Source organism: Natronococcus jeotgali DSM 18795 (genome assembly GCF_000337695.1).
Classification (GTDB): domain Archaea; phylum Halobacteriota; class Halobacteria; order Halobacteriales; family Natrialbaceae; genus Natronococcus; species Natronococcus jeotgali.
Genome location: NZ_AOIA01000032.1, coordinates 19,645 through 44,577, shown reverse-complemented (window position 1 = coordinate 44,577; position 24,933 = coordinate 19,645). Strand labels below are relative to the sequence as shown.

At 68.0% G+C, this 24,933-nt stretch carries 27 protein-coding genes; 9 read left to right on the top strand and 18 right to left on the bottom strand.

Annotated features, from left to right (window positions below; all coding sequences use genetic code 11):
• Positions 1–185: 185 nt before the first annotated feature.
• The 5 genes from C492_RS04955 to hemC all read right to left on the bottom strand — a co-directional run bounded on the left by C492_RS04955 (position 186) and on the right by hemC (position 4,921).
• Positions 186–1,715 carry a DHH family phosphoesterase gene (locus C492_RS04955; protein ID WP_008421060.1) on the bottom strand — a complete coding sequence of 510 codons (1,530 nt, stop codon included), beginning with the start codon at positions 1,713–1,715 and terminating at the stop codon, positions 186–188.
• 57 nt (positions 1,716–1,772) lie between these two features.
• Positions 1,773–2,132 (bottom strand): hypothetical protein, encoded by a 360-nt coding sequence (locus C492_RS04950; protein WP_008421058.1) that lies wholly within the window; start codon positions 2,130–2,132, stop codon positions 1,773–1,775.
• Between the two features lie 106 nt (positions 2,133–2,238).
• Positions 2,239–2,982: a uroporphyrinogen-III synthase gene (locus tag C492_RS04945; protein WP_008421056.1), complete on the bottom strand. Its 744-nt coding sequence runs from the start codon at positions 2,980–2,982 to the stop codon at positions 2,239–2,241.
• A 4-nt stretch (positions 2,983–2,986) separates the two neighbouring features.
• Positions 2,987–3,793, bottom strand: a complete 807-nt coding sequence (gene cobA / locus C492_RS04940) for a uroporphyrinogen-III C-methyltransferase (protein WP_008421055.1) — start codon at positions 3,791–3,793, stop codon at positions 2,987–2,989.
• Positions 3,794–4,921, bottom strand: coding sequence for a hydroxymethylbilane synthase (gene hemC / locus C492_RS04935; protein ID WP_008421052.1), 1,128 nt, complete (start codon positions 4,919–4,921; stop codon positions 3,794–3,796).
• Between the two features lie 201 nt (positions 4,922–5,122).
• Here hemC and C492_RS04930 point away from each other — a divergent pair, with 201 nt between their 5' ends.
• Positions 5,123–5,488: a group I truncated hemoglobin gene (locus C492_RS04930; protein WP_008421050.1), complete on the top strand. Its 366-nt coding sequence runs from the start codon at positions 5,123–5,125 to the stop codon at positions 5,486–5,488.
• A 2-nt stretch (positions 5,489–5,490) separates the two neighbouring features.
• Here the strand turns inward: C492_RS04930 and C492_RS04925 are convergent, their stop codons facing one another.
• The 5 genes from C492_RS04925 to C492_RS04905 form a co-directional block, all read right to left on the bottom strand.
• A complete protein-coding gene (locus tag C492_RS04925) occupies positions 5,491–6,177 on the bottom strand; it encodes a hypothetical protein (RefSeq protein WP_049892736.1) in 687 nt (228 codons plus the stop codon).
• A gap of 97 nt (positions 6,178–6,274) precedes the next feature.
• Positions 6,275–7,621: a glutamate-1-semialdehyde 2,1-aminomutase gene (gene hemL / locus C492_RS04920; protein ID WP_008421046.1), complete on the bottom strand. Its 1,347-nt coding sequence runs from the start codon at positions 7,619–7,621 to the stop codon at positions 6,275–6,277.
• Positions 7,622–7,720: 99 nt separating this feature from the next.
• Positions 7,721–9,367, bottom strand: a complete 1,647-nt coding sequence (locus C492_RS04915) for an ammonium transporter (protein WP_008421044.1) — start codon at positions 9,365–9,367, stop codon at positions 7,721–7,723.
• Positions 9,368–9,831: 464 nt separating this feature from the next.
• Positions 9,832–10,848: a porphobilinogen synthase gene (gene hemB, locus C492_RS04910; protein ID WP_008421042.1), complete on the bottom strand. Its 1,017-nt coding sequence runs from the start codon at positions 10,846–10,848 to the stop codon at positions 9,832–9,834.
• Positions 10,849–10,895: 47 nt separating this feature from the next.
• The gene (locus C492_RS04905; protein ID WP_008421040.1) at positions 10,896–12,374 is read right to left on the bottom strand and encodes a sodium:solute symporter family protein; all 1,479 of its coding nucleotides are present in this window, start codon (positions 12,372–12,374) and stop codon (positions 10,896–10,898) included.
• Between the two features lie 154 nt (positions 12,375–12,528).
• Here C492_RS04905 and C492_RS04900 point away from each other — a divergent pair, with 154 nt between their 5' ends.
• The gene (locus C492_RS04900) at positions 12,529–13,311 is read left to right on the top strand and encodes a TrmB family transcriptional regulator (protein WP_008421037.1); all 783 of its coding nucleotides are present in this window, start codon (positions 12,529–12,531) and stop codon (positions 13,309–13,311) included.
• A 103-nt stretch (positions 13,312–13,414) separates the two neighbouring features.
• Positions 13,415–13,738 carry a 4Fe-4S dicluster domain-containing protein gene (locus C492_RS04895; RefSeq protein WP_008421034.1) on the top strand — a complete coding sequence of 108 codons (324 nt, stop codon included), beginning with the start codon at positions 13,415–13,417 and terminating at the stop codon, positions 13,736–13,738.
• On the opposite strand, the gene C492_RS24445 is transcribed toward C492_RS04895, so the two are convergent.
• The gene (locus tag C492_RS24445) at positions 13,739–13,903 is read right to left on the bottom strand and encodes a DUF6757 family protein (RefSeq protein ID WP_008421032.1); all 165 of its coding nucleotides are present in this window, start codon (positions 13,901–13,903) and stop codon (positions 13,739–13,741) included. It lies immediately after the preceding gene.
• A 59-nt stretch (positions 13,904–13,962) separates the two neighbouring features.
• Positions 13,963–14,739, bottom strand: coding sequence for a PHP domain-containing protein (locus C492_RS04890; protein WP_049892734.1), 777 nt, complete (start codon positions 14,737–14,739; stop codon positions 13,963–13,965).
• 149 nt (positions 14,740–14,888) lie between these two features.
• On the opposite strand from C492_RS04890, the gene C492_RS04885 reads away from it, so the two are divergent.
• From C492_RS04885 to C492_RS04875, 3 genes are all read left to right on the top strand, one after another.
• Positions 14,889–15,176, top strand: coding sequence for a DUF5789 family protein (locus C492_RS04885; protein ID WP_008421027.1), 288 nt, complete (start codon positions 14,889–14,891; stop codon positions 15,174–15,176).
• 112 nt (positions 15,177–15,288) lie between these two features.
• On the top strand, positions 15,289–16,146 hold the full coding sequence (gene hisG, locus C492_RS04880) for an ATP phosphoribosyltransferase (protein WP_008421025.1): 858 nt from the start codon (positions 15,289–15,291) through the stop codon (positions 16,144–16,146).
• Between the two features lie 169 nt (positions 16,147–16,315).
• On the top strand, positions 16,316–17,086 hold the full coding sequence (locus tag C492_RS04875) for an SDR family NAD(P)-dependent oxidoreductase (RefSeq protein WP_008421024.1): 771 nt from the start codon (positions 16,316–16,318) through the stop codon (positions 17,084–17,086).
• Between the two features lie 87 nt (positions 17,087–17,173).
• Here the strand turns inward: C492_RS04875 and C492_RS04870 are convergent, their stop codons facing one another.
• On the bottom strand, positions 17,174–17,569 hold the full coding sequence (locus tag C492_RS04870) for a DUF7344 domain-containing protein (RefSeq protein ID WP_193364841.1): 396 nt from the start codon (positions 17,567–17,569) through the stop codon (positions 17,174–17,176).
• A gap of 303 nt (positions 17,570–17,872) precedes the next feature.
• Positions 17,873–18,433 (bottom strand): TATA-box-binding protein, encoded by a 561-nt coding sequence (locus C492_RS04865; RefSeq protein WP_006671604.1) that lies wholly within the window; start codon positions 18,431–18,433, stop codon positions 17,873–17,875.
• 224 nt (positions 18,434–18,657) lie between these two features.
• On the opposite strand from C492_RS04865, the gene C492_RS04860 reads away from it, so the two are divergent.
• Entirely contained in the window at positions 18,658–19,737 is a 1,080-nt protein-coding gene (locus C492_RS04860; protein ID WP_008421020.1) for a methyltransferase domain-containing protein, read from the top strand.
• 4 nt (positions 19,738–19,741) lie between these two features.
• On the opposite strand, the gene C492_RS04855 is transcribed toward C492_RS04860, so the two are convergent.
• From C492_RS04855 to C492_RS04845, 3 genes are read right to left on the bottom strand one after another with little or no spacing between them, the layout of a single operon-like run.
• On the bottom strand, positions 19,742–20,179 hold the full coding sequence (locus tag C492_RS04855) for an acyl-CoA thioesterase (RefSeq protein WP_008421018.1): 438 nt from the start codon (positions 20,177–20,179) through the stop codon (positions 19,742–19,744).
• Positions 20,180–20,232: 53 nt separating this feature from the next.
• Complete coding sequence (locus tag C492_RS04850) at positions 20,233–21,237, bottom strand: AAA family ATPase (protein WP_008421015.1); 1,005 nt, start codon at positions 21,235–21,237, stop codon at positions 20,233–20,235.
• Between the two features lie 51 nt (positions 21,238–21,288).
• Complete coding sequence (locus C492_RS04845; RefSeq protein WP_049892732.1) at positions 21,289–22,419, bottom strand: DUF7282 domain-containing protein; 1,131 nt, start codon at positions 22,417–22,419, stop codon at positions 21,289–21,291.
• Between the two features lie 148 nt (positions 22,420–22,567).
• Between C492_RS04845 and rnz the strand changes: the two genes are divergently transcribed.
• Both rnz and C492_RS04835 read left to right on the top strand, forming a co-directional pair.
• Positions 22,568–23,494 (top strand): ribonuclease Z, encoded by a 927-nt coding sequence (gene rnz / locus C492_RS04840; protein WP_008421012.1) that lies wholly within the window; start codon positions 22,568–22,570, stop codon positions 23,492–23,494.
• A gap of 88 nt (positions 23,495–23,582) precedes the next feature.
• The gene (locus C492_RS04835; protein WP_008421010.1) at positions 23,583–23,849 is read left to right on the top strand and encodes a DUF7571 family protein; all 267 of its coding nucleotides are present in this window, start codon (positions 23,583–23,585) and stop codon (positions 23,847–23,849) included.
• A 56-nt stretch (positions 23,850–23,905) separates the two neighbouring features.
• Here C492_RS04835 and C492_RS04830 read toward each other — a convergent pair whose 3' ends face one another.
• The gene (locus C492_RS04830; protein WP_008421008.1) at positions 23,906–24,880 is read right to left on the bottom strand and encodes an aldo/keto reductase; all 975 of its coding nucleotides are present in this window, start codon (positions 24,878–24,880) and stop codon (positions 23,906–23,908) included.
• Positions 24,881–24,933: the final 53 nt, after the last annotated feature.

Here is a 24,933-nt window from a genome sequence, read left to right as displayed (position 1 = left end):
CGATCCTCGAGAAGGCAGCGTTACTGCGGTATCAGCGGCTATTACGGGTGAGCCGGTATCCTGGCCCGAACTCCAGCGATAGGAGGAACTGAACGTCACTGGACGCCCGATCGCCGGACTACACTGCGATCGGTGTGTGAATCGTTTCAGTTTCCCCTCGGAGCGCGTCGCCGGTGCCGACGACGTCAGGACAGTTGCTCGCCGACGATTTCGTCGGCGCGCTCGACGAACTCCGCCTCGCGACCCGCGGGGACCGTCGCCCCGGCAGCGACGTCGTGACCGCCGCCGTCGCCGCCGACGGCGCGGGAGGCCTCGCCCATCACGACCGAGAGGTCGAGCCCCTCGCGAACGAGACCGTGCGTGCCGCGGGCGGAGACCTTGACCTCCTCGGCGACGTCGGCTCCGCCACCTTCCTCGCCAGCGGCGTCGCCGCTCGGGTTCGCTGCGTCACGCTCCGCGCTCTTCTCGGCGAACGCGATAATCGGTTTCGAGCGGCTGACTCCGTCGTTTCCCATCGCCATCCCGGCGACGATGCCGACGATCGTTTCGCGGATGCGGTCGCCGGCGTGGAACCACTGGACGTGCTCCTCGTGGGTGACCCCCTCCTCGGTGACGAGGTCGATCCCCTCCGAGAGGTTCCGACGGTGGTTCCGTAGCAGGGTCCGGGCGCGATCGAGGGCCTCGTCCCGGTCGCCCAGACAGACGCTCAATCCGACGTCGGCCCGCTCGTATCTGGCGGTCGCGTTCAGCAGCGTCGAGAACTCGCTGGCGTCCCGCAGTTCGGTTCCGACGGGCTCCTCGCAGAGGACGTAGCTGGTGCCGACGAGGCGATCGATCTTGGGCGCGGGGACGCCCCGCGAGACGGCCCGCTTGACGAGGGCGCTCGCGACGGTTCGTTTCTCCTCGGCGGTGAGCTCGGCCCAGCAGCGCCACTCGCCGTCGGTCTTCAACTCGAGGTCCAGGTCGTCCAGAAACCGTAACGCGCCGCCTTGATCGCCCGAGATTCCCGGAATCCGGACGTCGGTGGCGTACTCGAGGAACTTCGGCAGCGGGCGGGTTTGCTTGCCGTAGAGCGCGAGGTCGGTCCCGGTCTCGAGGACGCCGGCCTCGACGCCCTCGGCGACGATCCCCTCGTTGGCGCCGTGAAGCTCGCCGCCGGAGGCCTGCATGTCGCCGACGGCGCCGACGACCGCCAGCGCGGCGAGATCGCGGTTGTCGGCGCGGGCCGTCGCGGTGCCGCCGTCGGCCGCGACCCCGTCGGTCGGTGCGTCGGTAACGTCCGCAAGCGCCCGCGCGAGGACGTAGCTCGCGCCCGCGCCGGACAGTTCGGAGGCCCCGTCGATTCCGAACAACAGCGGGTTGAGGTGGTACTCGGTGTCGCGGTCGGCGGGCTGGTGGTGGTCGGCGACGACGGGCGTGAACGCGCCCGCGTCCTCGTGGTTGCCGATGGTCTCGAGCTGTCCGCTCCCGAAGTCGGTAAAGAGGACGGTGTCGTACTCGGTCGCGGCGATGTCGTCGATCGCCGCCTCGTCGAGCTGTTTCTCGAAGACGGCCTCGAAGGGGATCGCCGCGCGCTCGAGGGCGGTCGCGGCGATCGCGGCGCTGGTCAGTCCGTCGGCGTCGATGTGGGAGGCGAGCAGGACGCGATCGCGGTCGCGGAGGTGTTCCGCGCAGGCGGTCGCTCGCTCGGCGAGTTCGGGAACCGGCCCGGTCATCGGTGCATCGGTCGATGGTGAGTCGGCTTCGGGGATAAAGCTCCGGTCCTCGCGTCCTCAGACGCCCAGCGGGGAGCGTCCCGAGAGCAACAGGACGACGTTGTTGGTCGCGAACACGAGGTAGGCGAACACCACCGCGCCGACGAACCGCCGATCGATCGGATCCGAGAGGAGGTGTCCGATCGCGACCACGGCCCCGGCGTAACAGATCGCGGCGAGAGGAACGCCCGGGAGCCCGAATAGCTCGTAGAACCGCACGGTGACGGGGTTGAGTTCGGTCGCGTACGGCACGACGAAAAACAGCGTCGCGGCGACCATGTCGATACCCCAGAGGACGAAAAACGCGACCCGGGTTCCGACCGAGCCCGGGGGATCGAGATCGATGCCGTCGATCCCGGGGGTTCGTACGTTCGTCATCTCGCCGTCGGTAGGGGCTCGAGGGAAGTAGGGAGCGTCCTTGCCAGTTCCGGTTTGGGACGGCGTTGCACCCGTTCGGGGGCGAGACCGTCTCGGCCGCGGTGGTTCAATCGCGGGAGGTCGGCGCAGCCGCCTCGACGGTCTCGCGGGCCAGCGCGTCGAACCTCGCCTCGCTCGCGACCAGATCGACGTCGATCCCACGCTCGAGGGCGGTCTCGCGGGTCGGCTCGCCGATGACGCCGACGGTGGCCGCTTCCAGTCCCGCGATCGACTCCTCGCGCAGGCCGCGGTCGGCGGCGGCCTCGAGGAAGTGCTCGGCGGTCAGCGAGGACGTAAAGCAGGCGGCGTCGAGTTCGCCGGCGGCCGCCCGCTCGGCCGACTCGCCGCTCCCCGCGGGACGGACGAGTCGGTAGAGGACCGTCTCGTGGACGTACGCCCCGGCGGCCTCGAACCCCGAAAGCAGGACGGGGCTGCCGTGGTCGCTGCGGGCGACCTCGACGCGGGCGCCGTCGAGCTCGTCGGCGAGGGCGTCGACCAGCCCGCTCGAGGTGTACTCCTCGGGGACGACGTCGACCGCGTAGCCGGCTCGGCGGACGGCGTCGGCGGTCTTCGGGCCGATCGCGCAGACGGTGGCCGAACCGGGCTCCCAGCCGGAGTCGGCGACCAGCTCCGCGCCCGTCTTGCTCGTCAGGACGGCGTAGTCGGCGTCCTCGCGGGGCGTCGCGTCCGTGGCCTCGACCGACAGCATCGGGTCGGGAACCGGGGTCGCGCCCAGCGACTCGAGCAGTTCGACGGCGTCGGCGAGGCGCTCGTCGTCGGGCCGAAACACGGCGACGGAGAGGTCTCGCACGCGATTACACCTCCGTATCCGGCTCGACCGGCTCGCCGTCGGGTTCGTTCGCGAGGTACTCGAGGACCCGATCCCTGGTCGCCGCGACCTCGCCGACGACGGTCACCGCGGGCGGTTCGATGCCGACCTCGTCGCGGGCCGCGACGATCGTCTCGAGGGTGCCAGTTGCGACCCGTTGTTCCGGCCAGGTCGCGCGCTCGACGAGCGCGACCGGCGTCTCGGGGTCGGCGCCGGCCTCGAGGAGCGCGTCGGTGTAGTCCGGCAGTCGACTGACCCCCATCAGGACGACGATGGTGCCGCCGAGGGCGGCCAGGGCCTCCCAGTCGACCGCCGACTCCTCCTTGTCGGGGTCCTCGTGACCCGTGACCAGCGAGACCGACGAGGCGTGGTCGCGGTGGGTGATCGGGATTCCGGCGACCGCGGGTGCGGCGGTGGCCGAGGTGACCCCGGGGACGACCTCGAAGGGAACGTCGCGGGCCGCGAGGTACTCCGCTTCCTCGCCCCCGCGGCCGAAGACGAACGAGTCCCCGCCCTTCAGCCGAACGACGGAGTTGCCCGCACTGGCGAGCTCGACGAGTCGCTCGTTGATCTCGGGCTGGGACGTTCGATCACCGCCCGCCCGCTTGCCGACGTCCTCGCAGCGATCGGCCGGAAGCTGATCGATGATCGCCGGGCCCGGAAGCCGGTCGTGGAGGACTACGTCGGCGCGCTCGAGCAGTCGCTTGGCCTTGACGGTCAACAGCTCGGGATCGCCGGGCCCGCTGCCGACGAGGTAGACGGTTCCCGGTTTCGGGTCGCCGGGCTCGCTCATCTACTTGCCCTCCGGTTGCTCTTCCCGTTCGGGTTCGGCGTCGTCCTCGCTGGCGGCCTCGATCAGCGCCGCGGCGCCCCGGTCGGCGAGATCGGCGGCGAACGCGCGGGCGGCCTCGACGTGGCGGTCGACCGGAAGGTCCCGGCTGGCGGTCACGGACTCCTCGCCGTCGCGGTCGAAGACGGTGACCGACGCGTGGACGTACTCGCCCTGCAGAACCGCGTAGACGCCGATCGGAGCGATACAGCCTCCGCCCAGCTCGGCGAGAACGGTGCGCTCGACGGCCGTCTCGACGCGACTGCGCGGGTGATCGATCAGCGACTGGAGCTCGCGGGCGGTCTCGCCGTCGACCGCGGTGACCGCCAGCGCGCCCTGTCCGGGCGCGGGGACAAACGTCGTCGGCGAGAGCTGCCGGTAGTCGACGGAGCGGGCGAGCCCGCTGCGCTCGAGGCCGGCCTCGGCGAGCACGATCGCGTCGTACTCGGTCTCGACTTCTCGACCCAGCGCCTCCTTCTCGAGCTCCGAGAGGTCGTCGAACCACTCCTCGACGGTGCGGTCGTACTCGGGTTCGAAGTCGTCGTCGCCAGTATTGGCCTTCCGTTCCTTGTCGGCCTCGCTGCGCTTCTGGTGTTCCGCCTGCATCCCGGGCGCGAGCAGCTTCTCGAGGCGCGTGTCGACGTTCCCCCGCAGCGGCTCGACCTCGAGGTCGGGCCGTTCCGACAGCAGCTGTGCGCGCCGGCGCAGGCTCGAGGTGCCGACGGTCGCGCCGTCGGGCAGTTCCCCCAGCGTCGCGCCGTCGGGCGTGACGAGGACGTCTCCCGGTCGTCCCCGTTCGGGAACCGCCGCGGTCACCAGCTCGTCGGGCTGGTCGGTCGGCATATCCTTCATCGAGTGGATCGCTCCGTCGACCTCGCCCTCGAGGACCCGTTCGTCGAGCTCGCGGACGAACGCCCCCGTCTTCCCCAACTGGTGGATCAGTTCGTCTCGGATCTGGTCGCCTTTCGTCTCGACGGTGACCAGTTCGACCTCGTACCGTCGGTCCTCGAGGGCCTCCTGTACGAGGGTGGCCTGCCGCCGTGCCAGGTCCGACCCCCGCGTCGCCAGTCGCAGCGTCCCGCGCGTTCTCATGGGCGGTACTCGTCGCCTGAGGTATGAAAAGCGCACGCTTGTCGGACGACCCGCGGAGAGCCGTCCTTCCGGGCTCGAGATCGATCCCTGATCCGGATTCGACGCGCGATCCCGAGTACCGCGGCTGTCGTTCACAATCATTCTCGCTCCGCAACATATTCGGGGCGGAGTTTATCAGTCGGAAGTCGCAACCCATACGCGATGACAGACACGCTGTACGATCGACTCGGCGGCCAGGACGCGATCGGCGCCGTCGTCGACGAGTTCTACGACCGCGTCATGGCGGACGAACGGGTCGCCTACTACTTCGAGGATACCGATATGCAGAAACAGCGCATCCACCAGACGCAGTTTATTAGCTCCGTGACCGGGGGTCCGGTCGAGTACTCGGGCGCGGAGATGGAGGCGGTCCACGAGGGAATGGGGATCACGCCGACCGAGTTCGACGCGATCGCGACCCACCTCGACGACGCGCTGGCCGAGTTCGACGTCGGCGAGGCGGACCGTCAGGCCGTCCTCGAGGCCATCGATAGCTACCGCCCGGAGATCGTCACCGCGTCGGACTGAGGCTACGGCGTTCCGAGGGATTCTCGCCGGCGCAGGAGGTAGTACCCCGCGAGCAGCGGCTGCAGCGGTGCGATCGAGAGGCTCAGAAAGGCGAGTCCCAGGTAGAGTCCGGGGTTTGGCCGCCAGGCGTCGTTTCGAGTGCAGACGTAGGCCGCGTCCCGGTGGATCGCGACCGGGAACGCGCCGAACGCGACCGCGCCGGCGAACCCGACCACCGTCAGCAGCGACGCCGGGAACGCGAGAACGACGGCGATCCCCGCCGCGATCAGTCCGATCACGGTCGCCGCGAGCGAGACCGCGACGGCGAGCCACCAGCCGCTTTGCCCCGGCGGCGTCCCGAAGCGGCGGTGGCGCCGAACGAGGTAGACGACGCCCGCCAGCGGCGCCCACAGCAGCGCGAAGCCGGCGTTGAGCCACGGGTTCGGCCGCCACTCGCCGCTCGCCAGCGGCTGGCGACGCACGCGGCGGGCGTCCAGAAACAGTGCCCCCGCCAGCCCGAGGCTCAGGACCGTATACCCGAACGTACCGATCAGGACCAGCCCCCGTCCGAGCAGCGGGACTCCGAGGTCGGCCTCCCGAAGCGCGCCGACGACGCCGACGCCGATCACCGTCGGGAAGAGATACAGCAACCGCTCGACGGCGCGGGCCCAGTCCAACTCCGCCGCGCTCGAGGGGAGGTCGACGTCGATCACGCCTCGCGGCCGTCGGTTCGCGCTCGAGCCCTCCCGCAGGCCGACGACGCGTCGCGGTCGCGCTCGTAGACGGGAGCGGGCATCCGCGCCGCGCCTACAGCGCCTCCTTGTACGCTTCGAGGGTCTTCTCGACGTCCTCGTCGGTGTGGGCGTAGCTGACGAACTGGCACTCGAACTGGTTCTGCGAGAGGAACACGCCCTGGTCTTTCATCTGGCCCCAGAAGATCCGCCGCCAGCGGTCGGTCTCGGCGGCGGCCACGTCGGCGCCGTTTTTCGGACAGGTGTCGTATCGCGGACAGGCCGGCCGCTGTCGGCACCCGCTCGAGCACTGCTCCTCGAGGGAGTTCGCGCCCGGGCCGTCGCGGGTGAAGATCACCTTGAACATGCTGTCGGTACCGGTGACGGTGTAACTCGGCGCCTGGTCGGCGAGGATCTCCGTCAGCCCGCTCCGCAACTGCTCGCCGAGCCCGTTGACGTGGTCGTAGACGCCGTTCTCGGCGGCGAACTGCAGGGTCTCGAGGCCCGCGGCCATCGTGACGGGGTGGCCCGAGAAGGTCCCCGCCTGGAACACCGGCCCCGAGGGCGCGAACTGCTCGATAATCTCGGCGCGGCCGCCGATCGCGCCGACCGGGAACCCGCCGCCTACGATCTTGCCGAACGTCGTCAGATCGGGCGTGACGCCGAACTCGCTTTGCGCACAGCCCAGACCGCCGACGCGAAAGCCCGTGATTACCTCGTCGAAGATCAGCAGGGCGCCGTGCTCGTCGGTGATCTCCCGCAGGAACTCGTGGTAGCCGTCCTCGGGGTAGACGATCCCTCTGTTCCCCAGGATCGGCTCGGTGAGGACGGCCGCGATATCGTCGCCATGTTCCTCGAAGACCTCCCGCACCGCCGCCTCGTCGTTGAACGGTACCGGGAGGGTGTGCTCGGCGAAGGACTGGGGAATTCCGGCCGAGGACGGCGCGGGATCGTCGGCGTCGCCCTCGACCAGTGTCGACTCCTGGGCGCCGTGATAGCCGCCCTGCATGACGACGATCTTGTTCCGTCCCGTGTATCCACGCGCGAGCCGCACCGCGGAGGTCGTCGCCTCGGTGCCCGAGTTGACGAAGCGGATTTTCTCGACGCTGGGAACGTGGCGGACGACGAACTCCGCGAGGTCGACCTCGATCTCCGAGGGTGCGCCGTACATCGGCCCCTCGCTGGCGTTTCGCTGGATGCCGGCTCGAACCGACTCGGGCAGGTCGTGGCCCAGCAATAGCGGCCCGAGACCCATCACCCAGTCGATGTACCGGTTGCCGTCCGCGTCGATGACGTGACCGCCGTCGCCCTTCCGGACGAAGAACGGATAGGGTTCGATCGCCGCGCGAACCGCCGAGTTGACGCCGCCGGGCATGACCGACAGCGCGCGGTCGTACAGATCGCGTGACTGCTCGTCGTTCATGAGCGGTCCTTGTCGGTCCGGCGGCAAAGTAGTACCGAGGTTCGCCCGTCGCGCTCGAGGCGGGGACGAGCCGGCTTCGGGAGGGGCCGCGCCGATCGCCTACACCGCGTCGGTCCCGGTCTTCCCGGTACGGATCTGTACCGCGCGCTCGACGGGCGTGACGAAGATCTTCCCGTCGCCGGGCTCGCCGGTGTTGGCGCCCTCGCGGATCGCGTCGACGACCTCGTCGGCGGGGATGTCGGCGACGACGCACTCGATTTTGACCTTCTGGTGGAGATCGACGGTGTACTCCTCGCCGCGCCACTGCCCTTTCTTGGCGGGCTGGGAGCCGCGGCCCGAGACGTTCGTGACCGTCAGCGACGGCGCGCCCGCCTCGGCGAGGGACTGCTTGACCGCACCGAGGCGGTCGGGGCGGACGATCGCGGTGACCATCTTGATTTCGCCGCTGTTGGGTGTGCCCCCGTCGGCACGGATGATGGTACTCGAGCCGCCGTCGGTCGCCACGTCGGGCTGGCCGAACTCGGGGTAGGTGTCGACGCCGTGTTCGGAGACGTCGAGGCCGTCGCGCTCGTGTTCGGGTGTGACCCGGGCCTGTCCGGCTGCCTTGAACGCGAACCAAACGAGACCGGTCGCGCCGACCGTCCAGGCCGTGATGAGGACGACGCCGGTCAGCTGAGCGAGGAAGGCGTCGGCGACGCTGTCGACGACGCCCGGTGCGGCGACGAACGGGAACAGCAGGGTGCCGAGCACGCCCGCCGAGCCGTGGACCGGAAACACCGCACAGACGTCGTCGATCTTCAGGGTCCGCTCGACGAACTCGAAGACGATCGGCAGCTGCGCGCCGGCGAGGCCGCCGACGACGAACGCGCCCCACCAGGCGACGGTGTCGGGGATCGCGGTGATTCCGACCAGGCCCGCGAGCAGCCCGTTGGCGACGTACAGCGTATCGACCTTGCCGGTCTTCGCCCACGCGACGAGCCCGGCGCCCATCGCACCGCAGGCCATCGATACCGTCGTGGCCATGGCGACGCGGCCGAGCTGATCGCCGAGGAACGCGCCCTCGACCATGATCGCCGAGGTGCCGACGTTGAAGCCGTACCAGCCGAAGGCGAGGATCAGCGTCCCCAGCACGGCGAACGTCAGCGAGTGACCCGGGATGACGTTGACGCTGCCGTCCTCGTTGTACCGGTCCATACGCGGGCCGAGCACCCAGGCGGCGGTGAGGCCGGCGATGCCGCCCATCCCGTGGACGATCATCCCGCCTGCGAAGTCAGCGAAGGGCGTGCCGACGAGCGTCTCGATGTGCCCGCCGGCCCACGTGAGTCCGGTGACGACCGGGTAGATGACCGCGGCCAGCAGGAACGTGTAAGTGACGTACGCGCGCAGCTTCGCGCGGCCGGCGACGGCCCCCGAGACGATCGTCGCGGCGGTCATCGCGAAGACGGCGCCGTACAGCCAGTCGATCCAGCTCGTCGCATCGCCCGCGAAGGCGGGTTCGAACCCGCTCCCGGCGACGAGTCCCTCGACGCCGACGCCGACGAGGAAGAAGACCGTCACGCCGACGCTCCAGGTCAGCAGGTTCTTCGTCAGCTGGTTCGCGACGTTCTTCGAGCGCACCTGGCCCGCCTCGAGCATGGCGAAGCCGGCGTGCATGAAGAAGATGAGGAACGTCGCGACCAGGATCCACGTGTAGTTGATCGCCTCGGTCAACACCTCGACGTCGGTTTGAAGCAGCGTCGGTTCCATCAGCCGCTCACCTCCGCGACGCCCTCAGTCTTGCCGACCATTTGCAGACGTATGTCCACCAACAAGCGAACTGAACGCACGATTATGTTCTGAATCACGTCTAACGCTGATGGACTACTTGCGTATAAGGATTAGCGTTGACAAACGAGTAGATATGCACGCTCCTTAGTGAAATGTGAGCAAGTTCAAAGGGAATCTAGTTCATATAAGGGAATAGAATCTCGCGTCCGTCTCGATCGGCCGTTATCTATTCGACGATCGTAGCGCTCAGTAAAGTCGAAGGGGCGGTGAATCGTTTCTGTCGGCCCCAGAGCGGGCTCTCGAGACCGCGCGCGCGGCAGCTGTTGCCACTCGTCGGCCGTCAGCGAACCTCGGTAGACGATCGTTCAAACAGTGGGTCGACGGGTTCCGTTCCGGCGTCGCAGTCGTCGACTGACGGTGCGTGCGTCCGAGCATCCTCCGCGTCAGCTCGAGAGCGCCGCCGCAACGTCCTCGGCGAAGTAGGTGAGGATCAGGTCCGCGCCCGCCCGTTTGATCGACAGCAGCGACTCGTGGGCGACGTCCTCGAGGTCGAGCCACCCCTTCTCGGCGGCGGCCTGGAGCATCGCGTACTCCCCGGAGACGTTGTAGGCGGCGACGGGGTGGTCGAACTCCCGGCGGAGGTCGGCGACGATATCGAGGTACGGCAGCGCGGGTTTGACCATCAGGACGTCGGCGCCCTGCTCGACGTCCAGTCGGACCTCCCGCATCGCCTCGCGGGCATTGGCGGGATCCATCTGGTAGTGGCGCCGATCGCCGAAGGCGGGCGCGCCGTCGGCCGCGTCGCGGAAGGGGCCGTAGAAGGCGCTCTCGTATTTCGCCGCGTAGCTCATGATCGGGACGTGCTCGAACCCCTCGCGATCCAGCCCCTCGCGGATCGCCGCGACCATCCCGTCCATCATCCCGCTGGGCGCGATCATGTCGGCGCCCGCCTCGGCGTGGGAGACGGCGATCCGATCCAGCGCCTCGAGGGTCGCGTCGTTGTCGACGGTCCGGATCGGATCGCAGGCGGGACCGCCCTCCGTGACGTCTTCGCCGCGGAGTTCCTCCTCGAGGGGACCGCAGTGGCCGTGATCGGTGTACTCGCAGAGACAGACGTCGGTGATCACGTAGGCGTCGGTCTCGGCCGTGATTCGACGGGTCGCCTCCTGGACGACGCCGTCGGCCGCCCAGGCGCGAGTGCCCTCCGGATCCTTCGACTCCGGGATGCCAAAGAGCATGACGGCCTCGACGCCGGTCTCGAGAACCTCCTCGACGCGGGCGACGGCCTCGTCGATCGGCACCCGCTCGTGACCGGGCATCGTCTCGATCGGTCGGCGCTCGTCGGTCGTCGCGTCGACGAACACCGGGGCGATGAGGTCGGCCGGCTCGAGGCTCGTCTCGCTGACGAGCCCGCGAACGCGGTCCTGGCGGAGCCGTCGCGGACGGTGGGTGAGATCCATACCGGCTCTACCGACGGGACGGCAAAAAGCGGTGCGCTCGCGGGCCGTCAGTCGTCCGAGGCGACCTCGTCGGCCCGCAATCGATCCATGTCTTCGGTGGCGAGTTCGCGGATCTTCTCGTTGGTGAACGTCTCGCCGTTGTACAGCACGCTCACGAGCCATATCGTCGCCAGCGCCGACAGCGTCGCGGGCACTGCGGGTTCGACCTGTCCCTCGCCGGCGATTATCTCGGGCGAGCCGAGGACGAACTCCCAGACCGTGAAGACGACGCCGCCGACGACGAAGCCGGGCAGCCCCGCCTCGCGGACGGTCCCGTCCCAGAGCAGCATCAACAGGCCCGCGAACAGCACGGACATGATCCCCATACCGAGGGTGTTGATCACGATGATATCGATGCCGCTGAACGCGATCAGCGCGGCGCCGACGCCGAAGACGACGATCGCCACTCGCGTGATCAGGACGAGGCGGTCCTCGTCGACCGCCTCGTGGCCGCCGCGGAGGGGGATGTAGATGTCGTTGATGAAACTCGTCGCGCCGGCCAGCAGGAACGAGTCCGCGCCGGTGATGACCGAGGAGACGGCCGCGGCCAGCAACAGGCCGGCGAAGGCGTCGGGGAGCGTGTTCGTGATCGTCCAGGCGAAGGCCATCTCCGAGGAGATGTCGGCGCCCTGCGCGCTGGCGATCATCCCGGCGGCCGCCGAGAGGATGCCGAAGCCGGTGATGATGGTCCCCGCGAGGAAGGTCCCGAACATCGCGACCCGGCGGCTCCTGGCCGACCAGGTCCGCTGGAGCATCTGCTGTTGGGCGCCGGCCACGGTGAGGTACATCAGGTACCAGGTGCCGATCTGGACGACCCCGACGCCGAACCAGTTCGTGTACTCCCCGGGAACGTCGGCCGCGATCGCGCCGACGCCGCCGACGTTCGAGACGGCGAGCGGGATCGCGACGATCATCCCGCCGATGATGACGACGCCGTGGAGCGTGTCGGTGTAGGCCACCGTGCTCATCCCGCCGTAGGCCGTGAGGCTGACGAAGATGACCACGCTGATCCAGAACGCCGTCGCGAGGTCGATCCCCGTGGTAACCGCCAGCACCGACGCCATCCCGATCGTCTGGCCGGCCGTGAGCGCGACCTGGCCGGCGACGGTGAACAGGCCGGCGAAGTACTGGGTGTAGTCCCCGTACACCCGTCCGAGCAGTTCGGGGACGCTCACGACGTCGAACGAGTAAATAAACCCGATGAACAGCGTCATCGTCATCCAGGCCAGCCCCTGAGTCATCGCGTACCACTGGGCGCTGATCCCCTCCACGAACGCCTGCTGGGCCAGCCCCATCGTGAGCCCGCTTCCCGCGAACGTCGCGAAGTACGTCATCAGGTAGACCGGTAGGCTCAGGTTGCGCCCGGCCAGCGTGAACTCGACGTAGCCCTCTCCCGCGCCCCGACCGTACCAGACTCCGACCGCGAGCGTCACCGCGAAGTACCCGATCATCGTGACGATGAGCGGATCGGTGAGCGTATCAATCATACAAATACCACGCGAAAAATTCTGTTCGCGTCATACGACACCTGCATCGATTGGAAATTTCTCGAAACGGCCTGCGTATGTAGGCCGGTTATCCGACCGTCTCGCGCCGCTGCGAGAGCGTCTAACTTTTAGCCGCCGGGACTCGCGTTCACGTATGTCCAAAACCGAGGAAGCGGTCACCGCGCTGTCGGAGCTCGGGCTCACCGAGTACGAGGCGCGGTGTTTCGTCGCCCTGACCAAGATCACCACGGGGACGGCAAAGGAGATCAGTCAGGTGTCGGACGTCCCGCGCTCTCGGGTGTACGACACGATCGAACGGCTCGATCGGAGGGGGCTCGTCGACGTCCAGCAGTCCGATCCCCGGGAGTACCGCGCGATCGAGATCGAGACGGCCTGTCGGCGGATCCGCGAGGACCACGACTCCCGGATCAACGCCGCCGAGAACGCCCTCGAGCAGATCGAGCAACCCGACGCTACGGAGGACGCCGGCGTGTGGTCGATTTCGGAGACCGACCACGTCAGCGACCGGATCGTCACGTTCCTCTCGAACGCCGAGGAGGCGATCCACCACGTCGTCGCGACCGACGACGTGGTCGACGACGCCATCCTCGAGGAGCTACGGACGGCGACCGACCGCGGCGTCGAGGTCGTCCTCGAGGTGCCAACCGAGGACGACCGGGCGGCCTTCGAGGAGGCGGTTCCGGCGGCGACGGTCGTCGTCGCCCCCGACCTCGAGACGACCAATCCCGTCTACTCGGAGTGGCCGGCCCAGCTCCTGCTCGTCGATCACGAGTCGGTAGTCGCGGCCGCGCTCAAGGAGGGCGGTCTCCCCGACGTCGTCCAGGAGACCGCGATCTGGACGTACGGTCACGACCACGGCCTGGCCGTCTGGATCCGCGAGCTGCTCGACGACCGGCGCGCGTTCCGGGAGGATTGATCCCCGACGTTCGATTCGCCGAGCCGTCCCGCGAGCCGCGTCGATCCCCGCCGACAGTCGGAACATACTTTTAAGTCCTGGCGGCGATTTTTACCTGTTAGCAATGGCCATAGATCCGCAGTTCAACGAGAACCGGGAACAGGTCGACGAACACGAGGGCCACGCCGTCTGGGGACCTGTCGACGAGCCAGAAGAGCTCGGCATCCACGGCACCCACGTCGCGGTCGACTTCGACCTCTGTATCGCCGACGGCGCCTGCCTCGAGGACTGTCCCGTCGACGTCTTCGAGTGGGTCGACACGCCGGGCCACCCCGAGAGCGAGGAGAAGGCCGATCCCGCCAACGAGGCCCAGTGTATCGATTGTATGCTCTGTGTCGACGTCTGTCCCGTCGACGCGATCGACGTCGACGCCGGCCGGACGGCCTGATTACTCGGCGCGGTCGACGTCGACCTGCTCTTTGAGCGCCTCGAGGCCGTCGGCCTCGGCGAGTTCCTGCAACCGTTCGCGGAAGTGCTCCTCGCAGAGCCCGACCTTGAGCCCGTCGGATTCGGCTGCGAAGGCCGCCTCGCGGTCGCAGTAGTGACAGTTCATGGCTGCCCGTACGAACCAGGCGACATTGAACCCTCCGCTATCGGCTCTCCTGTCCGCGGTCAGCCCTCGAGCCCGAGCCCTCGATACGCCGCTTCCGAGAGTCCGGCGACGCCGAACTCGCGCCCGTGGGCGTCGGTGCCCCCCGTCGCGACCAGTCCGTGTCGCTCGATGGCCCGATCGATCGGTTCGGGGTCGATCTCGCGGCCGTAGGGGTAGTATCGCTCGACGCCGTCGAGCGCGCTCGTCAACTCGAGCGCGGCCGCGGGATCGGGGTACCGGAACGGGTGGGCCAGCGAGACGATCCGGCCGGCCTCGGACAGCACGTCCCTGCCGCGGTCGAACGACGGCAGCTCCCGGGGGACGAAGCAGGGGCAGTCGCCGCCGATGAGGTGCTCGAACGCGCCCTGGTAGTCGTAGGCCGCGTCGGGGTGGTCGTCGATCGCCCTCGCGACGTGGGGGCGACCGAACCCGTCCTCGACGGTGACGCCGAGGTCGATCCCGAGCCGGTCCTCGACCCGCTCGACGATCGCCCGGCCGCGCTCGATCCGGTTGCGCTGGATCCGCCTGGTCGTCGCCTCGAGGGCCGCCGTCGGCTCGATCCCGTAGCCCAGCAGGTCGACGCGCAGGCCGGCGTCGGTCTCGACCCGCAGTTCGATGCCGTGAACGATCCGCACGCCCTCGCGTTCGACCGCGGACTCGTCGAACGGCTGTAGCCGGTCGTGATCGGTCAGCGCGACGACGCTGACGTCCGATCGGCGCGCGGCCGCGGGGACCTCGTCGGGCTCGAGCACCCCGTCCGAACGCGTCGTGTGGACGTGCAGATCGGCGTAGACCATGTCGTACTCCATCCCTCCCGGGTCCCTAAGCTCACCGTTGTGCGATCGTCGCCGGGCCCGGTACCCTCTAGGTGTTTAAGGTGTAGGGTACTCCTAGAGATTGATTATGGAAAATGTTTATAATCATTGTTCACGCAGATATCGATGTAATGCTGCTCAACGGCACCGGCGAAGTCATCGACGACTACGAGTACCCCGCGACCACCGAGGAACTGATCGCAGAGCACGGCGAGCGGACCCTCGAACTCCCGAACGGGACCGAGACGGTCGAGGAGGTACTCGAGCGTCTGGAGTCCGAAACCTTCGAGAGTTCCGAGGACGCCCGGTTCGCCGTTTACTCGGCGGTGAGCAACAAGGCGGTCGGTCGGGTCGGCTACAGCGACCGCGATCCGACGCCGCCGGGGAGCCCGTACTCCCCCGACGCGGTGTCGTTCTAGGGTCGCTTTCGAACCCCCGATCCCGCTTCGAACCGTTTTTCGATCCGCGTTCTGACCGCTCGAGTCGCCGGGAGGGAAAAACAGTTCCCGTGCGACGTCGAACGGTCCGATAATGCGAATCGCCGTCCCCAACAAGGGCCGCCTGCACGAGCCGACGATCGACCTCCTAGAACGGGCGGGGCTGCACCTCGAGAACGGTGCCGACCGCAAACTGTACGCCGACACCGTCGACCCCGACGTCTCGGTGCTGTTCGCCCGCGCGGCCGACATCCCCGAGTACGTCGCCGACGGCGCGGCCGAGATGGGAATCACGGGCTACGACCAGGTCCGGGAGGCCCGCGTCGACGACGTTGCCGAGTTGCTCGACCTCGAGTTCGGACGCTGCCGGCTCGTCCTCGCCGCGCCCGAGGACGACGACATCGAAAGCGTCGCGGATCTCGCCGGCAAGACCGTCGCCACCGAGTTCCCCAACATCACCCGCGAGTTCTTCGCCGAGACCGGCGTCGAGCCCGACGTCGTCGAGGTCTCGGGCGCAACCGAGCTGACGCCCCACGTCGAGATGGCCGACGCCATCGTCGACATCACGAGCACGGGAACGACCCTGAAGATGAACCGGCTGGCGATCGTCGAGGAGGTGCTCTCGAGCTCCGTGCGGCTGTTCGCCCGCGAGGACGTCGTCGACGATCCGAAAGTCGAGGAGGTGCGGACGGCGCTGTCGTCGGTGAAACAGGCCGAGGGGAAACGCTACCTGATGATGAACGTCCCCGAGGATCGACTCGCCGACGTCCGCGAGGTGATCCCCGGACTCGGCGGCCCGACGATCATGGACATCGCCGACGACGACGGCGACGGGATGCTCGCGGTCCACGCCGTCGTCGACGAGCGGGACGTCTTCGAGACGATCACCGACGTCAAAGGAGCCGGCGCCAGCGACATCCTCGTCACGGAGATCGAACGGCTCGTCGAGTAGGGTTCTCGAGCGACTGGCGAAGGAGTGTCGATGACAGCCCCGTCCGGCGAAGCGGCGCCACGGATCGGACGTGACGTGGGAGGCGTCGGTCGCGTACAACGATCGCCCAACAGCGGGGCGAGATCCGTCCTGAACTATATATCCCTTCTGAACGTACGTTCAAGGGGATATGGAACGCTTCACTGACGATACGGCGCTCGTTACCGGAGCCGGATCGGGAATCGGACGCGCAACGGCTCGACGCCTCGCCAGCGAGGGCGCTAACGTCGTGGTTTCCGACATCGACGAGGACCGTGGTGAGGACGTGGTCGCAGCTATCGAGGACGACGGCGGATCCGCCACTTTCGTCTCGGCCGACGTCACCGACCCCAAAGCGGTTCAGCGACTCGTCGAGGTCGCAATCGATACGTACGGGAGTCTCGACATCGCCCACAACAACGCCGGTATCCTCACCGGTTTCGAGGATGTCGCGGACATCGACGAGGACGACTGGGAACAACTCGTCGACGTCAATCTGAAGGGTGTCTGGGCCGGACTGAAAGCCGAACTGGCCGTGATGGAAGACCAGGGCGGGGGAGTCATCGTGAACACAGCGTCCGAGGCGGGACTCGTCGGGATGGGTGGACTCGGGAACTACGTCGCCAGCAAACACGGCGTCGTGGGGCTGACGAAGACGGCCGCACTCGAGTACGCCGAGCGAGGCGTCCGCGTCAACGCGATCGCGCCCGGGCCGACAGAGACGAACATCCAGGAGACGATGGCGGGCGGTTCGGATCCCCGCGAATTGCCGTTCGACACGAGTGCCATGTCCGACGTCCCGATGGGGCGCCACGCCAAACCGGAAGAGATGGCGAGTGTCGTGGCCTTTCTCTGCTCCGAGGATGCGTCCTTCGTGACCGGTGTCACTGTACCGGTTGACGGCGGCCAGGCGGCTGACTAATCGGTCAGGTCCCGTATTACAAAACCGGTCGGTCCGAACTGTCGCACCCCGGTGACGGTGCAACAACGTGGTCAACGCGTTCGTCGGTCACCAGGGTCGCTCGAGGTCGACGTCCTCGAGGACGGACTCGAACTCCCGGAGGTTCGCCGCGGGCGAGACCTGCCCGCGCTCGCGGTCGTACCGGACGAGGCCGTAGCGCTCGAGCAGCGGCAGGTGGGTCCGACACAGCGCGACGTGGACCCGCTGTCGCAGCTCGTGGATGGTCGTCAGGGCGGTCGTCTCGTCCTCGGCGTCCGCGAGCCAGCCGACGAGCTGCTGGACCGCGATCGGCTCTTCGGCGGCCAGAAGGTGCTCGACGACCCCGCGTCGTCGGTCGTTGGACAGCACGCGGCCGAACTCGCCGCGGGTGAGGGCACGAAGGCACGCGGGTTCTCCGCTCGACCACTCGGCGACGGACGCCGTTCGGTCCGGATGGAGCGTCATCACTGACGGAGACTCAGCCGGGTCGAATAAACGCGGTCGGTCGTTTCCGATCCTCCGGTCCGGTTTAGGCCAGTCCCGACGATTCGAGCCGAAATAAACGGTCGACAACTCGAGCGAACGGTCGCGACGAACTCGACGGTCGCGATACGAGAGGGGTAAACCGGGATTACCGCCGTCGGTCGCGGACCCGTGGGCGGACCGGTAGCGGGTCGGTATCGGAACGAACGCGGCAGAAACGGCGCGAACGGTCAGCGCGAACGATGGTTCTGGGGGAGCGACGACCGCGAGAATCGTGCGGGGTCCCTATTCGAGCAGGCCGAGATCCTCGAGGCGGGAGACGATCTTGTCGACGGCGTGTTCGGCGTCCTCGGGCTTTTTCCCGCCGGTGATGACGAGTTTCCCGGAACCGAACAGCAGGGCGACGACCTCGGGTTCGTCGAGCCGGTAGACGAGACCGGGGAACTGCTCGGGCTCGTACTCGATGTTCTCGAGGCCCAGCCCGATCGCGATCGCGTTCAGGTTGAGGTTGCGTCCGAGGTCCGCGCTCGTGACGATGTTCTGGACGACGATCTCGGGGTCTTCGTTGACCTGGATCTGGAGCTCCCGGAGCTTGTCGAAGACGATGCGGAGGCTCTCGTGGACGTCGTCGGTGCTTTTCGCACCGGTACAGACGATCTTCCCCGAGCGGAAGATCAGGGCGGCGGACTTGGGGTTTTGCGTGCGGTAGACGAGGCCAGGGAACTGTTCGGGGTCGTAGTCGGCCCCCTCGAGGTCCATCGCGACGCTTTGCAGATCGAGCTCCTGTCCGATGCCGGTCGACGCCACCACGTTTTCGATGTTGATGGTGTCCTTCGGATCCGTCATAAGTCGCTTAAAAAGACGTATTTAAGGTTTATAAAGGTTGGTACCGGCACCTGATATATCCGGTTTGTACCGAACGGTTCGATAACGAAATCACCGTCGCTCGGCATCCTCCGAGCGATTCAGCCGAATCCGTGTGCTAAGTTCTCGAGCAACCATCGAGACGCGATCGTGTTCCGAGCGCGGAAAACGGTACGCTGATACTCGCGCCCGCGTCACGACGAAACGTGTACTTCCTCGAGCTCGGCGGCGAGGACGACGCGTTCGCGGCCCGCGAGGCCGAAAGCGCCGCGGCCGACGTTCGCCCGATCGCGCCCGGACTCGCCCTCGCGAACGCCGTCGTTCCCGAGCGCGTTCGCGGACTCGCCTACGCGCACCGCGCGAGCGAACTGCTGGGTCGGACCGACGCCGACCTCGCGAGCGCGAGGGCGCTGCTCGAGGCGGCCTCGATCGATCGGGACCGGGACGCGACAGTCGCGGTGCGAGCGACCGACGTCCACGGTTCGACCGGCGTCAGCACCGAGTGCGCCGAACGGGAACTCGGCCAGGTGCTGGTCGACCGGGGCTTCTCGGTGGATCTCGAGGACCCCGACTACCTCCTGCGGGTGGCCTTCTCCGAGGGTCAGTTCGAGCGCGACGAGGACGGGCGGGGCGACCTGCTCTCGAACGCCGAGGGAGGGGTCGACGAGTCGGTGTCGGTCTGTGCGCTGGGCTGGCTCGCGGCCGAGAGCGTCCGCGACTTCGGAACCCGCGCGCCGACGGACAAGCCGTTCTTCCAGCCCGGCAGCATGGACCCGCTGCTGGCCCGCGCGGTCGCGAACGTCGCGGGCGCCCGCCCCGGCGCGACGATCCTGGATCCGATGTGCGGAACGGGCGGCGTGCTGGTCGAGGCGGGGCTGGTCGGCGCCGACGTCGTCGGTACGGACGCCCAGGCGAAGATGGTCGACGGCGCGCGGACGAACCTCGAGCACTTCCTCGAGCGCGACGAGCCGTCGCCGACGGGCGTCTCCCGCGGTTCGTGGCACGTCGGCCGCGGCGACGCGACCCGGTTGCCGTTCGCCGACGGCGCGGTCGACGGCGTCGTCTTCGACGCGCCCTACGGCCGCCAGTCGAAGATCGACACCCACCGCCTCGAGGACCTCGTTTCGGGCGCGCTCTCGGAAGCCCGCCGGATCGCCTCGCGAGCCGTCGTCGTCGCCGACCGCTCGTGGGCGAGCGAGGCTCGCCAGGCCGGCTGGAACCTCGAGGCCGCCTTCGAACGCCGGGTGCACCGGTCGCTGACGCGGTACGTGCTGGCACTCGAGTGAGAACTCAGTAGTCGGCTTCGAGTGCGCGCTCGCGAAGCCGTTTTCCCTCCTCGCTCTCGGCGGTCAGTTCGGGAACCGGCTGCGGGCTCCCGTCCTCGTCGATCGCGACGAAAGTAAAGGAGGACTCGGTCGTCTTCTCGGCCTCGCCGGTTCGGGGCTCCTCTCGCCAGGCCCGCAGCGCGACGTGGACGCTCGAGCGACCCGCGTCGTAGACGTAGGCCTCGACCAGCGCGATGTCGCCGATCCTGATCGGGCGCTCGAAGTCGAGTTCGTTCACCCGGGCGGTGACGCAGGTCTCGCCGGCGAAGCGCATCGCCGCCATCGCGCCGATCTCGTCGAGCCACTTCATCAGGTTCCCGCCGTGGAGCGTCTCGTTGTTGTTCGCGTGGTTGGGCTGGACGCGGAATCGGTTTTCGATGTAGGTCTCGCGGACGGTCGGCATACCCACCCCTCGGTTCTGAATCGCGAAAAGTCCGGGCCCGGAACGTGACGCGGCTACGCGTTCCGGCCGAGTTCCGCGAGCAGGTGCGAGACGTGAATGCGGTCGCTCGTTCCCTCGTGCATCTCGAACTCGACGTCGGCCGCCAGCCGGTGGGTGCGGGCCAGTTTCTCGCCCTGGTAGCGTTTCCGCGCGACCTCGAGTACGAGATCCAGCACCTCCTCGCCGTCGAGTCCCTCGTCGACGAGCAGGTCGTCCAGCGTCTTCCGGGCGTCCGTGAACGCGCCCGCCTCGGCGTCCTCGAGCATCCCCTCGACCTCCTCGGCGAGGCCGACCTCGCCGATCGTCTCGTAGGCCGCGCTCATCGTTAGCTCGCCCGCGTCCTCGACGGTGGTCTGGGCCGCGAGGATCGCCTTCCGGAGGTTGCCGTTCGCGTAGCCGGCGACGAACTCGAGGCCCTCGTCGTCGTACTCGACGTCTTCCGCCTCGACGATCCGCTCCAGCACCGCGACGGTCTCCTCGCTGGTCGGCGCGCGAACCGAGACGGGGAAACACCGCGAGCGGATCGGCGGGATGAGCTTGGTCGGCTGGCGGGTCGCGATGACGAACTGGGTCGTTCGGTGGTGTTGCTCCATAATCCGGCGCAGCGCCTGCTGGAAGTCCTCGCGGACGTCCTCGGCGTTGTCCAGCAGGATCGTCTTGTACTCCCCGGAGACGGGGGCGTAGCTCGCCGACTCCTTGAGGACGCGGTTGATCATGTCGCGTTTGGACATCGACGACCGCCCGGCCAGGAAGGCGGCGAAGCGGGGGTCGTTCTTGATCTCCGTTTTCGTCCGGCCGAAGAAGTCGGCGACGTTGATCTCGACTAAGTCGTTGTCCGGATCGTCGTGGGCCGCTCGAGCGAGCGCGCGCGCCGCCGCGGTTTTGCCGCTGCCGGGCGGTCCCTGCAGGACGAGGTTGAGCGGTTCCTCGACGGCTCGCTGGAGGTACTCGCGAGCGTCGTCCTGTGGCAACTCGGCCAGCTCCGGGGCGTGGGTGTCGGTCCACAGCGGCGCGTCCATCGCCCGTCGGTAGGGGTGTAAGCGGTAAGAATCGGTCGGTTGGCCGCCGCGTTACGCCCCGTCGCTTGCGCCGTTCCCGTCCGCGCCGTTCTCGGCTTCGTCGGATTCGGCTCGAGCCTCCGCGACGGTGAACGTCTGCTCGACGGGCTCTCCGTCGTGCTCGATGGGCGCCGCCGACTCGACGTCCTCGGGGTCGCCCCCGTAGACGACGGCGGTCAACTCGTCGTCCTCGCCGACGCTGGCGTTCTCGTCGAACGCGACGGTGACGTTCTCGTGCTCGCCGGGATCGAGCGCGTCGCCGGTGCCGAGGACCTCGTCGCCGTCCTCGATCGCGACGAACCCGCGCTCGGGGGTCGCGACGTCGACGGTCACCTCGTCGGTGTCGGCGTCGACGACGTCGACGGACGGATCCGTGTGGAACTCGAGCTCGATCTCGCCGAGTTCGCCGTCGTCGTCGGTGTAAACACCGTAGGTCTGGGTGCCCGGTGGCGCGCCGTTCGTGTCGATCTCGAAGGTGACCTCGCGGCTCTCGCCGCCGTCGAGCTCGAGGATCTGGCGCTCGAGGACGGTGCCGTTCAGTCGGAACTCGACGACCTGTTGCTGTGCGAACTCCGTGGGGTTTCTGACCTCGGCGACGGCCGTGATCGTCTCGTTTGTCGTCGCCGCGTCGGGGGCTTCCAGCGACTCGACGAGGAACGAGTTGGAGACGCCCGCTTCCTCGTCGATCGTCACCGACGCGGTGTCGCTGATCGGATACCCGTCCTCGAGGTAGGGGGGATCCTCCTCGCCGTCGGTCTCGCCGTACTCGAACGTCTCCTCCTCGCCGGTGTCCTCGTGAACCGTCGCGGTCAGCTGCCCGGCGAGATCGGTCCCGTTCTCCCGGCTCTCGACGGTGACGTTCTCGTGGGATCCGTCCTCGAGGTACTCGGAGACCGCGAGGGGCTCGTCGCCGTCGGCGGTGATGACGACGAACCCGCCGTCGGAGAGGGTAACCTCGTCGACGGTGACGCTCGTGCCGTCGCTTTCCTGATCCTCGAACGTGATCGAAGCCGCGGGATCGTCGTCGACGCCGAAGATAGCCGGCGCCTGTCCGACGATGATTCCCGCCGCGAGAACGATCGCGATCGCGATCAGGACGGCGGTAACTCTCTTGATGGTTCCGAACGTCACTCTCGAACTCATTTGGGGGTAGTGATGCTCGACACGTTAGCGCTGCAGGGACGTAAAACGCACAGTCCGTTTGCCGGTTCGGAACGGCGCGGCCCCGCCGACCTCGTCGGGCCCGACGGATCCGAAGGCGGTTTAGTCTCAGCGCGTCGAACGGACAGTGATGCCACTGCGCGTGACGTTTCTGGGGACCGGCGGGGCCGTTCCGACGACCGAGCGGAATCCGAGCGGAATCTTCGTCGCCCGCGAGGGCGAGGGGTTGCTGTTCGACGCCGCCGAGGGGACTCAGCGTCAGATGATGCGGTTCGGGACGGGCTTTTCTATCTCCCAGATCTTCGTCACGCACCTCCACGGCGATCACGTCCTCGGACTTCCCGGACTCCTCCAGACGATGGACTTCAACGACCGCGAGGATCCCCTGGCGATCCACGCACCTCGCGGCACGCGCCGGGAGCTGAAATCGCTGGTCCACGCGCTGGGCAACCGGCCCTCGTTTCCGGTGCGGATCGACGAGGTCGGCGGCGGCGACGTCGCCTACCGCGCCGACGAGTACGAGGTGCGAGCGTTCGCGACCGACCACGACACCCGCTCGGTCGGCTACGCCCTGATCGAGGACGATCGAAAGGGACGGTTCGACCGCGAGCGAGCCGAGGAGCTCGGCGTTCCCGTGGGGCCGAAGTTCTCGCAGCTCCACGCGGGCGAGCCCGTCGAACTCGAGGACGGAACCGTCGTCGACCCCGAACAGGTCGTCGGCGACCCCCGCCCCGGGCGATCGATCGTCTACACCGGCGACACCCGCCCGGTCGCCGCGGCGATCGAGGCCGCGGACGATCCCGACCTGTTGATCCACGACGCGACGTTCGCGGACGACCGCGCCGACCGCGCCGCTCACACCGCTCACTCGACGGCCAGTCAGGCCGCCGAGATCGCCACCCGCGCGGGCGCCGAACGGCTGGCGCTGATGCACCTCTCCTCGCGGTACGCCGGCGACGTCTCGGCCCACCTCGAGGAGGCCCGCGAGGTGTTCCCGGGCGAGGTGTTCGTTCCGGACGACGGGGAGGAACTCGAGATCCCGTATCCGGACACCTGAGCGGACTCGGTCGCCGAGAACGGTCGCCCCGACTGCAGTCGGCCGACAGGATTTTGTGCCACTGTCACACAGGATCAGGGGCATCGACATGCAACCGTGCCACAACTGTCGGGCGATCATCGACGAGTACACCCTAGACAAACAACTCGAGCCCCTGCGCGGACTCACGGCCGACGATTTCAACGTCTGTGCGGACTGTGCGACGGTCGTTCCGGACGCCTGCGTGGCGTGCGACGGCGCGGTCTACGTTCCCCGAAGCGAAACTTCGACTCCCGACTACTGTCCGGCCTGTCGCTCCGATCGGATCGAACGGACGGGTCGCGATCCCGGCTGGACCGCCGAACACACCTCCTGACGGCGGATCGTTCGCGGAACTCGCCGCGCGGCTCTCCGCCCGCGGCCGCCCTCGAGTCACTCGTGACCGTACACCGGAACCGGCTCGTAGGGCTCCTCGAGGTACTCGACGTCCGAGGCCGACAGCGACAGCTCGAGCGCCTCGACGGCCTCCTCGAGGTGATCGACGCTCGATGTGCCGACGATCGGGGCCGTCACGTTGTCGTTCTGGAACTGCCAGGCCAGCGCGATCTGGGCCATCGCGACGCCGTACTCGTCGGCGAGTTCCCGCACGCGGCCGTTGATCTCCTCGCTGGCGGGAAACTCGTGGTAGGGGACGCCCGCGTTCTCGACTTCGTGGTCGCCGCGGGTCGTGGTCCGGAACTCCCCGTGCGGACGGGCGAGATACCCCGCGCCGAGGGGGCTCCAGGGCATCGTGGCGACGTCGTGGGCGTCGCAGACGGGGAACATCTCGCGTTCCTCCTCTCGGTAGGCCAGGTGGTAGAGGTTCTGCATCGTCTCGAACGGCGCGAGTCCCTCCCGCTCGCTCACCCGCCTGGCCTCGAGGAACTGGCGGGCCCACATCGAGGACGCCCCGAGGTGACGGACCCGCCCGCGGCGGACGGCGTCGTCCAGCGCGCGCAGCGTCGTCTCGATCGGCGTCTCGTAGTCCCAGCGGTGGATCTGGTAGAGATCGAGCGTGTCCATCCCCAGGCGGTCGAGGGAGGCCTCGAGCTCCTGTTCGATCGTCTTCCGGGAGAGTCTCTCGGCGTTGCGGTGTTCGTCGGCGCCGGGAAACCGGACCTTCGAGGCGACGACGAACTCGTCGCGGTCGTAGTCCGCGAGCGCGTCGCCGAGGATCTCCTCGCTCTCTCCCGCGGAGTAGACGTTCGCGGTGTCGAAGAAATTGACCCCGAGATCGATCGCGCGTTCGACGAGTTCGCGAGCCTCCTCGCCGTCTAGCATCCAGTCCCGTCCGCTGCCGAAGCTCATACAGCCCAGACAGATCTTGCTGACTTCCATCCCGGTAGATCCGAGGGTCGTGTACTCCATGGTCGATTCACGCCGACCGGCTCCTAATAATCGAGGTAAGCGGCACGGACCGC

Coding starts and splice junctions, on each gene's coding strand:
- C492_RS04900 (WP_008421037.1), top strand. CDS start 12,529: ATGTCCAAAACCGAGGAAGCGGTCACCGCGCTGTCGGAGCTCGGGCTC.
- hemC (WP_008421052.1), bottom strand. CDS start 4,921: ATGAGAACGCGCGGGACGCTGCGACTGGCGACGCGGGGGTCGGACCTG.
- C492_RS04835 (WP_008421010.1), top strand. CDS start 23,583: ATGCAACCGTGCCACAACTGTCGGGCGATCATCGACGAGTACACCCTA.
- C492_RS04855 (WP_008421018.1), bottom strand. CDS start 20,179: ATGCCGACCGTCCGCGAGACCTACATCGAAAACCGATTCCGCGTCCAG.
- hemL (WP_008421046.1), bottom strand. CDS start 7,621: ATGAACGACGAGCAGTCACGCGATCTGTACGACCGCGCGCTGTCGGTC.
- C492_RS04870 (WP_193364841.1), bottom strand. CDS start 17,569: ATGACGCTCCATCCGGACCGAACGGCGTCCGTCGCCGAGTGGTCGAGC.
- C492_RS04955 (WP_008421060.1), bottom strand. CDS start 1,715: ATGACCGGGCCGGTTCCCGAACTCGCCGAGCGAGCGACCGCCTGCGCG.
- C492_RS04885 (WP_008421027.1), top strand. CDS start 14,889: ATGCTGCTCAACGGCACCGGCGAAGTCATCGACGACTACGAGTACCCC.
- C492_RS04890 (WP_049892734.1), bottom strand. CDS start 14,739: ATGGTCTACGCCGATCTGCACGTCCACACGACGCGTTCGGACGGGGTG.
- cobA (WP_008421055.1), bottom strand. CDS start 3,793: ATGAGCGAGCCCGGCGACCCGAAACCGGGAACCGTCTACCTCGTCGGC.
- C492_RS04895 (WP_008421034.1), top strand. CDS start 13,415: ATGGCCATAGATCCGCAGTTCAACGAGAACCGGGAACAGGTCGACGAA.
- C492_RS04830 (WP_008421008.1), bottom strand. CDS start 24,880: ATGGAGTACACGACCCTCGGATCTACCGGGATGGAAGTCAGCAAGATC.
- C492_RS04875 (WP_008421024.1), top strand. CDS start 16,316: ATGGAACGCTTCACTGACGATACGGCGCTCGTTACCGGAGCCGGATCG.
- C492_RS04930 (WP_008421050.1), top strand. CDS start 5,123: ATGACAGACACGCTGTACGATCGACTCGGCGGCCAGGACGCGATCGGC.
- C492_RS04905 (WP_008421040.1), bottom strand. CDS start 12,374: ATGATTGATACGCTCACCGATCCGCTCATCGTCACGATGATCGGGTAC.
- C492_RS04950 (WP_008421058.1), bottom strand. CDS start 2,132: ATGACGAACGTACGAACCCCCGGGATCGACGGCATCGATCTCGATCCC.
- C492_RS04865 (WP_006671604.1), bottom strand. CDS start 18,433: ATGACGGATCCGAAGGACACCATCAACATCGAAAACGTGGTGGCGTCG.
- C492_RS04915 (WP_008421044.1), bottom strand. CDS start 9,367: ATGGAACCGACGCTGCTTCAAACCGACGTCGAGGTGTTGACCGAGGCG.
- hisG (WP_008421025.1), top strand. CDS start 15,289: ATGCGAATCGCCGTCCCCAACAAGGGCCGCCTGCACGAGCCGACGATC.
- rnz (WP_008421012.1), top strand. CDS start 22,568: ATGCCACTGCGCGTGACGTTTCTGGGGACCGGCGGGGCCGTTCCGACG.
- C492_RS04845 (WP_049892732.1), bottom strand. CDS start 22,419: ATGAGTTCGAGAGTGACGTTCGGAACCATCAAGAGAGTTACCGCCGTC.
- C492_RS24445 (WP_008421032.1), bottom strand. CDS start 13,903: ATGAACTGTCACTACTGCGACCGCGAGGCGGCCTTCGCAGCCGAATCC.
- hemB (WP_008421042.1), bottom strand. CDS start 10,848: ATGGATCTCACCCACCGTCCGCGACGGCTCCGCCAGGACCGCGTTCGC.
- C492_RS04850 (WP_008421015.1), bottom strand. CDS start 21,237: ATGGACGCGCCGCTGTGGACCGACACCCACGCCCCGGAGCTGGCCGAG.